The organism is Streptacidiphilus neutrinimicus (genome assembly GCF_000787815.1).
Taxonomy (GTDB): Bacteria; Actinomycetota; Actinomycetes; order Streptomycetales; family Streptomycetaceae; genus Streptacidiphilus; species Streptacidiphilus neutrinimicus.
In genome coordinates this window covers 7,016-16,870 of record NZ_BBPO01000002.1, presented here as the reverse complement: position 1 = coordinate 16,870, position 9,855 = coordinate 7,016, and the positions used below count along the sequence as shown (strand labels likewise).

Sequence of the window (9,855 nt, the reverse complement as noted above, 5' to 3'; positions counted from 1 at the left end):
GTGCGGGACGGCGGCTCCGACGGGACCCGCACCGGCGGAGCGGTCGAAGGCCCCGGCGGAGCCGGATGGAGCCATCGGGGAGTGACCCCCACGGGCGTCGGCCGACGAGCCGCCCGCGGCACCCGCCCCACCCGCTCCGGCGGAGCCCACGGCACCCGGCGCGCCAGAAGCCCCGGAGGCAGCCGTCGAACCGCCCGCGGCACCCGCCCCACCCGCTCCGGCGGAGCCCACGGCACCCGGCGCGTCAGAAGCCCCGGAGGCATCCGTCGAACCGCCCGGCGCCCCCTCTCCTGTCCCGGCGAAGCCGGCGGGATCCCCGGCGAAGCCGGCTGCGCCGGGCGAGTCGGCCGAAGCGCGACCGCGCGAAGGGCTGGAGGTCCAGGTGAGGACCGCGCCGCAGCCGTCGCAGAAGGACTGGCCGGGGGTGGGCGGGGTGCCGCACTCGGGGCAGGCGAGCGGCCCGCTCCCGCCAGCGTCGGCGTTCTGGCTGGTCACGTCAGGTCCTTTCGAGCGCGGTCACCTGGACCGTGCAGGGCATGTGGGCGGGGCGCGCGGCGGAGACCAGGGCCTCAAGCCGGTGCTGGTCGCGCGGGGTGGGGTGCGGCAGCGCCAGGGTGACGTGCAGTCGGGGGCGGCGCTCGCCCGGCACGGGGCCGAGCGGGCGGGCGTCCCAGGCCACCGCACCGCTCTCGGAGATCTCCGGCTCGACGCCGAAGGCGAGGCGCACCGCCTCGGCGAGGCCGCGGCGGGTGCCGCGGATGCGGTGCAGGCGTGCGGCGGCTGCCACGGCCGCGCGCAGCAGCGCCTCCTCCTCGGTGTCGTCGACCTCGGCGCCGACCCAGTCGGCGAGCCAGCGCACGAAGTCGGCGGGGGCCAGTGCGGGGCTGAAGTAGGAGTCCAGGCAGTCCAGGACGTTGTGCAGGGGCGCCAGCACCTCGTCCAGCCCGGCGACGAAGCGCTGGGCCAGGTCGTCCTCGGCGAAGACGGCCGGCAGCATGTCCGCCAGCGGCGCGGAGGAGCCGAGCCCGTCGACGGAGCCCCTCACGACTGGTCCCCCGGGCCCGTGCCCCCCACGACCCGCACGCGGTGGTCGAAGGAGAAGACCAGTGAGGGCGCGTCGAGGTCGATCCGGTCGGTCGCGTCGCCGCGCTTGCCGGTGAGCGGGTCGGCCGGGTGGAGCAGCACCTGGTCGACGAGCTCGACGCCGGGCACCCGCTGCAGCACGGCGAAGATCTCGCCGGACTGCACCGGACGGCCGAACGGCCAGCCGGTTCCCAGCGCGCCGCCGACCAGCGGGTCGAGGTGGCGGTAGAGCGCGTCGTGGGCCTGCCGCCGGACCCGGTCGGTGTCCGCGCCACGGAAGGCGTGCAGCGTGGCGACGACGGTGACGCCCTGGTAGAACGGCGGGCCGACGGCCAGGCGGGTACCGATCAGCCGCCGCTCGTCGAGGTAGCCGGTGATCCGCTCCAACAGAGCGTCCGCCGGGACGAGTTGCTCGAAGCGCAGCCGACCGCCGGGGTCCGGAACCGCGTGCGGGACGACCAGGACCCGCACCGCGTGGGCGCCGTACTGGTCCGGTTCGCCCTCCAGGCAGGTGATCCGGGCGGTCTCCGGCGCGGCGCGCCGGGCCAGCTCCTCGTAGTCGCGCAGGGTCACCGCGCGGTCCTGGGCGCGCAGCGTGATCGGGGCGCGGGTCTTGGCCTCCTCGACCGTCTCCCCGTCGACGCCGCCGGTGGCGGCCTCGCGGTTGACGACCTCGGCCACGTACGGGACGGAGCTGCGCAGCACCTGGATCGCGCCGCGCGCGACGTTGCCCGAGCGGCCGCCACCGGTGCGGTACTGGCGGGCGCGGACGGCCGCGCCCTTGGGCGGCACCGCGCCGTACTGGCGCAGGGTGCCGTCGCTCTCGCGGACGGCGGTGCCGAAGGCGACCTCGCCCGTGGCGGCGTCGAGGGTGAAGTGGCGGTCCTCCGGGCCGGAGGCGGCGAAGTGGCCGACCGCCTCCCAGTCGTCCCAGCCGTCCTCGCCGCCGACCTGGAGGTGCAGCGGCGGGGCGTCCCCGACGACGGGGGCGTGGGCGAGCCGCAGCCGCTGGCCGGGCAGGCCGGTGGACTCGCCCAGCAGTTCGTCGCGGACCGTCTCCGCGTGCACGGCGCCGGTGGTGCCGCCGATGGTGAAGGCCTCGGCGCTGCGCACGGTCGGCGAGGTGGTGTAGAAGGGCTGGTCGGCGTGGGGTTCGGTGACCCGGCAGCGCAGCCAGCCGGCCTCGCGCCGCCCGGTGCGGGACTTCACGTGGCCGCCGGGGATGTGCAGCACGACCTCGCCGGGACGGTTGAGGCCGCCGGTGCCGTCGCGGTCGACCTCGCACTCGACCCAGCCGTCCTCCGTCCAGGCCTCCCAGACCAGCGGGGGCTGCCGGGGGTCCACGCCGACGCCGTCGACGCGGCTGTCCAGGGTGAGCGCCACCGCGCAGTGCGGGACGGCGTTGCTGAGCCCGAGCAGCATGCTGTCGCCGGGCTGCGGAGCCTCCGAGAAGCACATCAGGTCCTTGGCCTCGGCCAGGTCCGAGGTGCGGTCCACGGTCGGCTCCCCGTTGCGCTGCACCACCAGGTACGCCAGCGAGCAGGGAACAACGGTCAGTTCGCGCTCGGTGGCGAAGACCGTCGCCTCCTCGCTCTCGGTGCGGGCGGTGGCCGCCTCGGTGCCGACCGGCAGCCGGACCGGCTCGTCCAGCGGCGCGGACAGCCAGAAGGTGATCTGGGCGCGCGCGGCGGAGGGCGGGAACAGCGTGATGCCGATGAGGTCCAGGAAGGCCAGGTGGTTCTTCTCCGGTACGCGGTTGAGCCGGTAGACGATCTGGTCCGCCATGTGGGCGACCGTCTCGACCAGCGTGACGCCGGGGTCGGACACGTTGTGGTCGGTCCACTCCGGGGCGCGCTGCTGGATGTAGCGCTTGGCGTCGTCGACGAACTGCTGGAAGCGGCGGTCGTCGAGGTTGGGAGAGGGCAGTGCCATCAGCGGTCGCTTTCGGTGGACGGTCGCGGCGGTCGCGGGCCCGGGGAGTCTGAGTCCCCGGCCGGTTCGTCGTGCTCGGGGATGACGTAGAACGGGAAGACCAGGCTGCGCGGGTTGTTGGTGCCGCGGATCGAGTAGCGGACGTCGATGTAGAGCACCGCCTGGTCGTCGCCGGCGGTCACCTCGACGTCCTCGACCGCGATGCGCGGCTCCCAGCGGTCCAGGGTGACGAAGACCTCGTGCTGGATCCGGCCCGCCGTCGCCTCGTTGACGGGGGCGAAGACCATGTCGTGGATGGCGCAGCCGAATTCGGGCCGCATCGGCCGCTCCCCCGGCGCGGTGGCCAGCACCAGCCGCATCGCCTCCTCGATCTCGCGCTCCCCGCTGACCAGCGCGATACCGCCGGTGGGGCTGATCCGCATCGGGAACGCCCAACCGCTGCCGACGAACTGTTCCGCCATCAGATCACCTCTGCCATCAGACGACCGGCAATCCGTTGGCGGTGACCACGCCGACCATGGCCACGTTGACGCCCGCGATGTCGACGTTGAGCGGCGAGGTCAGGGCGAGGGACCCCTCACCCGCCAGCACGGCCGCACCGATCGCGTTCAACTCCAGTGCCCCGAGCGCGTTCACCGCGACGGCCGTGCCCCGGACGCTCACCGCGCCCATCGACTCGATGCTGACGACGCCGCCTGCCTTGACCGACAGGTCGGCGCCGGCCTCCAGCGAGAGACTCGCCCCCGCCTTCACGGAGACCGACGTGCCGCCCTTGATGCTGACGCCGCCCGCGCTGTCGACGGTGATCTCGGTCTCGGTGCGGTCCAGTTCGATTGTCAGCCGGTCGTCGCCGGTGCGCAGTCGGACGCCGCGCTTGGTGCCGAGGCGCTGGTCGAGCAGGTCCAGACGGTTGCCGCTGCGGTCGGCGAGGGTGTGCCGGACGGTCCTGCCGCTGGTGCCGTCGTAGGGCTGGACGTCGCTGCGGCCGGGCAGGTCCTTGCCGTTGTAGAGGCCGCCGATGACGTAGGGGTGGTCCAGCGCGCCGCGGTCGAACGCGACCAGCACCTCGTCCTCGACGTCGAAGCCGATCAGTCCGCCGCCGTTCACGCCGCCGAACTGCATGCTGCGGGTCCAGTCGCTGACGTAGGTGTCGTCCAGCCAGGGGAAGCGCAGCTTGACCCGGCCCTGCCGGAGCGGGTCCTTGATGTCGGTGACCACGGCGTTGGCGACGCCGGGCAGGCGCGGCGAGCCGCCGTCGCCGCCGGAGGCGAGGCCGTAGAGAGAGCGCCACTGGCGTCCGCTGACGGTCAGTTGGACCTCGTAGTGCCGGCTGTCGCCGAAGCTGTGGCGCGCGCCGGTCACCGTGTACTTGCCCTCGAAGGGCTCGCCCACGGCGGAGAGCGCGATCGGGACCCCGGGGCGCAGCTTGGGGTTGCCGCGGACGGTGACCTCCAACTCCGCGAAGGAGGCGGTGATGTCGTCGGCCAGCGAGGCGGCGGCGTTCTTCACCTCGGCTTGCGTGTCGTAGGGGATGTCCGTCTCGACGCGGGTGGCCTCGCCGAAGGCGGAGGCGGCCGCGGCCGGGGTGGTGCCGATGGCGATGGCGGGGTTGTCGACCGCGGGCTCCTGGCTGACCAGCGTGCGCTTGGCCGTCACGTCCCAGCCGCGCGCGACGGCCTCGGAGACCTGGTCGGCGGAGGTGACGGCGGCCCGGCAGCGCAGGATGTCCTTGAACGCCTTCAGGACCAGCGGGTCGGTGTCGCTGCTCACCGGGGGCGCCCCGGCGGCGGAGGCCCGCTTCACGAACTGGAACGTCCCGCGCGGGCTGAGCGACATCACCATGTCGTTCTCGTCCGCGAGCCGGCCGAGGAAGTCCCAGTCGGTGACATTGGCCTGGGTGATGAAGTCGTAGACGGTGGTGGTGGCGTGGATGCTGCCGACCGGCACGCCGTCCTTCGCGCAGAGGCGGCGCGCGATGTCGGCGGCGGTCATGTTCCGGTACGCCTGCACCCGCCGCTGGCGCAGCATGCGGTGGCCGAGGTCGTAGCCGCGTACGACGGTGAAGCTGCCGGTGTTGTCGTAGTCGCTCTCCAGGGCGGTGATCTCGCCGGTCAGCAGCGGCGACTGGGCGCCCTTGCCGTCCGAGACCGGGGCCAGCACCACCTTGGCGCCGAGCTTGGCGCCGGTGTCGCGCAGCACCAGCCGCTCGTGGTCGCGGAAGGTCAGCTCGAACGCGCCCGGGACGCCCGCGGCGAAGTCGATCCAGCCGCCGACCAGATGGCGCGCGACAGCGTCGGTGAGCTTCGCGCCGCCGATCTCGACGTGCAGGACATTGGAGTAGCTGAACTCGGGCATCAGCGACCGACCTCTTCGGCGGCGGGCAGCATCAGGGCGGTGCCGGGGCGCAGTTGGGCCGGGTCGTCGATGCCGTTGGCCTCGGCGATGGCCCGCCAGGCGGTGGCGTCCCCGTACTCGCGCCAGGCCAGGCTCTGGAGCGAGTCGCCCGCGACCACCCGGTGCACCCGCCGGGCGGTGAGCGCGCCGGAGGTGGGGTTCTGCCCCGCGGTCTGGCCCGGCACCTCGCGCAGTTGCACCCGGCAGGTGGCGCGGATCGGCACGCCGGTGGTGCTGAACAGGGTGTAGGTGGCGTCGACGGAGGTCACGTAGGCGTTGAAGCGCGCGGTGGAGAAGGCCCCCCACTGGAAGATCACCCACGGCGTGGACGGCTTGTTGGCGGCGATGCTCGACGCCGTCGTCTCGCAGCAGGAGAACAGCGACTCGACGTTCTTGCGCACCTCGTTGCTGTCCGGCGTCTGCGAGCGGTCCAGGAAGATCTCGACCGACAGCTCACGCGGGTCCGGCCCCATGTACTCGGGCACCGGGCCGTCGTGGTGGCCGGGCGTGGTGGTGGCCTTCCAGGTGGCTCGTCGGCTGATCTGCAGCTGGGAGGGGTTGAAGTCGAAGCTGAAGGTGCTGATCAGCCCGCCCGGTGAGGTGCCGCCGCCGAGCGGCGGCTCGTGGATCGCGATCGTCGCCCGGACCAGGCTCTTGCCGGCCCCGCCGCTGCCCGCCATCTACGCCGCCCCCGCATCGGTGAAGCCGTGGTGGGTGATCTCCAGCGTCTCGGTGGCCACGGCCGGGCTCTCCGGGTTCAGCGACGGGCCGCGCCAACTCACCGGCAGCACGTCGATCAGGCCCCAACGGGCGACCAGGGAGCCGTCCGCGCGCAGGGCGGCGATCTGCGCGGTGGGCCGGTGGATGCCGGTGGTGACCGAGCTGATCCAGGCGGCCACCTTGGAGGTGTCCGGCGTCAGCGGGCGGCTCAGCGTGATGTTGGAGAACGTCACCCGGGAGGGCAGCTGCCAGACGAAGCCGTTGTTGCCGCCCTCCTGGTGCTGGTGGATCTCGACGGAGGAGGACAGGCCCTCGCAGCTGTTGAAGGTGCCCAGGCTCTCACCGTCGATGGTCAGGTGGAAGAAGATGGTGGAGCCGGGGTCCAGTGCCTGGGGCATCGGATGCTGCCTTCCTGCGGGCGGATCAGGTGCGGTTCACGTCGGTGGTGGTGGCCGGCGCGGGCCGGCGGCGGTTCGGCCGGGGCGGTTCGGCCGAGCGGTTCGGTGGGGCCGGCTCGCTCAGCGGCGGTTGTCGCGGAGCCTGCCGGCCCGCTCGCGGTCGAACCGCAGCTCCATGCGCAGCAGCCTCGTGAGCGGGCCGATCAGACGGTGGGTCAGTTCGTCGAGCTGTCCCTCCTTGAGCATGCGGGCGTCGAACGCCTCGGTGACCTGCTCGGGGTCGTACCGGGCGGGCACGGGCGGCGGGACCGCGTCGGCGGTGCCGCCGTTGCGGTGGCCGTTGCCGTTGCCGTTGCTGTTGCCGGGACCGGCCGGAGAGGTGGCCGTCGTCGTCACGGGGGTGACTTTCGGCTCGGCCGGGCGAGGCGGGGAGATCAACGAGAGCGCCGCCTGCGTGTGCCGCGAGGTCCGAGCCGGGAGCGCCTCCGGAGCCCGCTGCACCGCCGACGGCCGAACGGGCGGCGGAGCGGCCTGGGAGGTGAGCGGCACGGGCCGAACGGGCGCACGCCGAACGGGCACCGGCGCGGTGGGCAGCGCGGGGGTGGCCGGGGCGGCGGCTGAAGGCGCGTGGGCTGAACGCACCGAGAAGGTCGGCGCGGCGGCGACCGGCCCGGGGAGCTGCGCCAGTCGGACGGGCGTCGCCGCTGTGGTCAGTGGCGGTACAGCAGGCGTGGGCATCGTGGGCGGCCGCACGGCGGGCACAGCCGTGGCAGGCACGGCTGCGGTGGCACGCTGCACCACGTGCGCGGCCGCCGACGCCGCGCCGTGGAGGCGCTGCGAGGATGCCGCTGACCGGACATCGGCGGGCGTGGCGGCTTCCACCCCTCCCCCTGGCGCGGCGCGCAGCGGCGCAGCCTTCGGCACGTCCCTCCGCTGCACGGGCGCGACGGAGCCGGGCGAGCCCGTACGACTGGCCACGGCCCGCGCCGGAGCCAACGGCCGCACGAGCGGCGGAGCCGCCGAGGTGAGGGCGGGCGTCGCGGGCTCCGTCGGCGCGGCGGTGACTTCCGCCGCGAGCGGCACCGGCCGGACAGCCTCGCCCCGGGCCCCCGTCTCCGCCGCCGCGAGCGGCACCGGCCGGACAGCCCAGGCCGAGGTCCCCGTCTCCGCCGTTGCGAGCGGCACCGGCCGGACAGCCCAGGCCGAGGTCCCCGTCTCCGCCGCCGCCAACCGCTGCACGGGCACCGGGCGCGGGGCGGCGAGGACGGGAGCCGACTGACCGCCCTCGACGGCGCGCGGGGAGGACGACGCCGACGGCACGGCGGGGGTCGACGCCGGGGCGCCGGAGGCCGCCTGCTGCACCGCCACCGCACGTGGCGTGCCGCCGGGCCGCACGCCCGCCGGGGCGCTCACCTCCGGCGCCGCTGGTGGCGCGTCAGCGGTCAGTCGCTGCAGGGGGAGCGCGCGGGGCGTGCCCTCACGGTCGGCCGCAGCAGCGGGAGCGGGCGCGGGCCGGGGAGCGTCAGGCGTTCCCTCGGCCGCGCCGGGACGCACCGCCGTCGGTCGCTGCGCCGGGGCGCGGGTCAGCGGGGCGGTGCCGGAGGGTGCCGCCGTCATCGGCGCGCCGAGCAGCGAACGCCGCCGCTGCACAGGCGCTGACGCAGGCACAGGCACAGGCACATCGGAGCCGCTCGACGTCGCGCGGGCCTCCTGGACATCGCCCCGGCTGGGCTCCCCGAGGCCTGCCTCCCGGCGCTGCACGGACGCGGGGCCACGAACAGCGGCCGGTTCAGGCAGAACGGCGTCCGCCACCGAGCGCTGCACGTCAAGCGGGCCGGGCGCGGGGGCCTCGGAAGCTGCGACCGTGCGCGCGGTGGGCAGCTGCGACACGGGCGTGGAGGGCCGGACCGGCGCAACGCGCTCGGGCGGAGTGCCGACCGGGCCCGCGCCTGCGCTCGCACGGCGCACGGGTACGGCCGTCGCGTCGACCGGCCGGGACGTCTCGGTCGACGCGGGCGGGACCTGGGGTGCGACGGGACGAGAGGCCGGCGGTTCCGGGTTCGCGTGCGCCGGCACGGCCCGCTGCACCGACGGGGCCGGTGCCGCTGCGTCGGACGCCGGACGCGGGGTCTCGGTCGCGCTCCGCCGCACCGGCGCTGCGGGCGCAGGCGCGGACGACGGCGAGGCCGGTGGCGTGAGTCGTTGCACCGGGGCGGGGCTGGGCGCGGTGGGCGCCGCCTCGACGGTTCCGGACGGAGTTGACACGGCGTCCGCTTCCAGGCGTGCCGAGCGCTGGACCGGGGCCTGCTCGGCGGTCGCTGACCTGTCCCGGGGCTCACCGGTCGGGGCGGGCACCGTCGCGCGGTCGGCTCCCTCGCGCACCGCAGGCTGGACCGGAGCCGTGGGGGCGGGAGTGCCCGGGGCGGCGGTGGCAGCGACGGGCCGCAGACGCGACGGAACAGCCGTGGAGCGCTGGACCGGAGCGGCGGGGGCAGCAGACGAGGACGGGGTGGCGGTGGGGTCCGGGCGCACGGGCGTCATGGACACCGCCGTCACTCCGGAGGACTCCGGCTCCGTCGGCTCGGCGCTCCGGCGTTGAACGGCGGCTGCCGGAGCAGCGGACGACGGCACCGTAGTGCCGGCTCCCTGCTCGCGCGCCGGCGCACTGGGCGGCGTCGCCCCGGAGCGCTCCGAGCGGACCGGACCCGCGCTCGGGCCCGGAGCAGGGGCAGCGGCCGTCGAAGGTGCCACCGGTGCCACCGGTGCGTCAGGTCCCCGACGCTTCACGCGCTGGATCGGTGCGGCCGAGGCTGTCGGCCGGTGCGGCGCCATCGGGCCCGCGACAGGCCCGCGCGGCGCAGGCTCGTGCGGCCCAGACACCTGCGGCGCGGGCTCCTGCCGCGCCGGGGCGTGCGGCCCCGACACCTGCCGCGCGGGCTCCTGCCGCGCAGGGGCGTGCGGCCCAGACACCTGCGGCACCGACTCCGCCGGCCCGGCCTCCTGTCGGACGGACTCCCGCCGCGCAGGCTCGTGGCGAGCCGGGTCGGGGTCGGGTGCTGCCGAGTCGGGTGAGGCCGTCAGGACGGGCGTGGGGGTCGTCGGAACCGTGGCGGGGAGGACGCGGCGCTGCACGGCGACGTCGGCAGCACGGGTCAGCGGGACCGCGCGACTGGGAGGCGCGGGGTGCGGGCGCGCCGGAGCGACGCGCGGACCGGTGGGGCGTGCGGCCCAGACGACGCGCTGGACCGCGAGGCCCGACGCGTCGCCGTCCGCCGCAGGGGCTGGCGGTTCGGGGGCGACGACCGGCAGTTCGAGCGCGGGCTCGCCC

At 75.4% G+C, this 9,855-nt stretch carries 9 protein-coding genes; 2 read left to right on the top strand and 7 right to left on the bottom strand.

The window, feature by feature from the left end; all coding sequences use genetic code 11:
* Positions 1-496: 496 nt before the first annotated feature.
* The 7 genes from TR48_RS01450 to TR48_RS44640 form a co-directional block, all read right to left on the bottom strand.
* Positions 497-1,045, bottom strand: a complete 549-nt coding sequence (locus TR48_RS01450) for a phage tail protein (protein WP_042363963.1) — start codon at positions 1,043-1,045, stop codon at positions 497-499.
* A complete protein-coding gene (locus TR48_RS01445) occupies positions 1,042-3,015 on the bottom strand; it encodes a putative baseplate assembly protein (protein WP_042363962.1) in 1,974 nt (657 codons plus the stop codon). The genes TR48_RS01450 and TR48_RS01445 overlap by 4 nt, the downstream gene beginning before the upstream one ends.
* On the bottom strand, positions 3,015-3,476 hold the full coding sequence (locus TR48_RS01440) for a GPW/gp25 family protein (protein ID WP_042363961.1): 462 nt from the start codon (positions 3,474-3,476) through the stop codon (positions 3,015-3,017). Before TR48_RS01440 ends, TR48_RS01445 begins: the two co-directional genes overlap by 1 nt.
* Positions 3,477-3,492: 16 nt before the next feature.
* The gene (locus TR48_RS01435) at positions 3,493-5,370 is read right to left on the bottom strand and encodes a VgrG-related protein (protein ID WP_042363960.1); all 1,878 of its coding nucleotides are present in this window, start codon (positions 5,368-5,370) and stop codon (positions 3,493-3,495) included.
* Positions 5,370-6,089, bottom strand: a complete 720-nt coding sequence (locus TR48_RS01430) for a CIS tube protein (protein ID WP_042363959.1) — start codon at positions 6,087-6,089, stop codon at positions 5,370-5,372. Before TR48_RS01430 ends, TR48_RS01435 begins: the two co-directional genes overlap by 1 nt.
* Positions 6,090-6,527 (bottom strand): phage tail protein, encoded by a 438-nt coding sequence (locus tag TR48_RS01425; protein WP_042363958.1) that lies wholly within the window; start codon positions 6,525-6,527, stop codon positions 6,090-6,092.
* 120 nt (positions 6,528-6,647) lie between these two features.
* Positions 6,648-6,923: a hypothetical protein gene (locus TR48_RS44640; RefSeq protein ID WP_052442326.1), complete on the bottom strand. Its 276-nt coding sequence runs from the start codon at positions 6,921-6,923 to the stop codon at positions 6,648-6,650.
* Between the two features lie 472 nt (positions 6,924-7,395).
* Between TR48_RS44640 and TR48_RS41510 the strand changes: the two genes are divergently transcribed.
* Together TR48_RS41510 and TR48_RS46210 are read left to right on the top strand one after the other, a co-directional pair.
* A complete protein-coding gene (locus TR48_RS41510) occupies positions 7,396-7,806 on the top strand; it encodes a hypothetical protein (protein ID WP_152627744.1) in 411 nt (136 codons plus the stop codon).
* A 1,185-nt stretch (positions 7,807-8,991) separates the two neighbouring features.
* Entirely contained in the window at positions 8,992-9,126 is a 135-nt protein-coding gene (locus tag TR48_RS46210; protein ID WP_268873557.1) for a hypothetical protein, read from the top strand.
* Positions 9,127-9,855 lie beyond the last annotated feature (729 nt).

Bases quoted from the DNA above. Each gene is read 5' to 3' on its own strand.
- TR48_RS01425 (WP_042363958.1), bottom strand. From the start codon at position 6,527: ATGCCCCAGGCACTGGACCCCGGCTCCACCATCTTCTTCCACCTGACC.
- TR48_RS01430 (WP_042363959.1), bottom strand. From the start codon at position 6,089: ATGGCGGGCAGCGGCGGGGCCGGCAAGAGCCTGGTCCGGGCGACGATC.
- TR48_RS01435 (WP_042363960.1), bottom strand. From the start codon at position 5,370: ATGCCCGAGTTCAGCTACTCCAATGTCCTGCACGTCGAGATCGGCGGC.
- TR48_RS01445 (WP_042363962.1), bottom strand. From the start codon at position 3,015: ATGGCACTGCCCTCTCCCAACCTCGACGACCGCCGCTTCCAGCAGTTC.
- TR48_RS01440 (WP_042363961.1), bottom strand. From the start codon at position 3,476: ATGGCGGAACAGTTCGTCGGCAGCGGTTGGGCGTTCCCGATGCGGATC.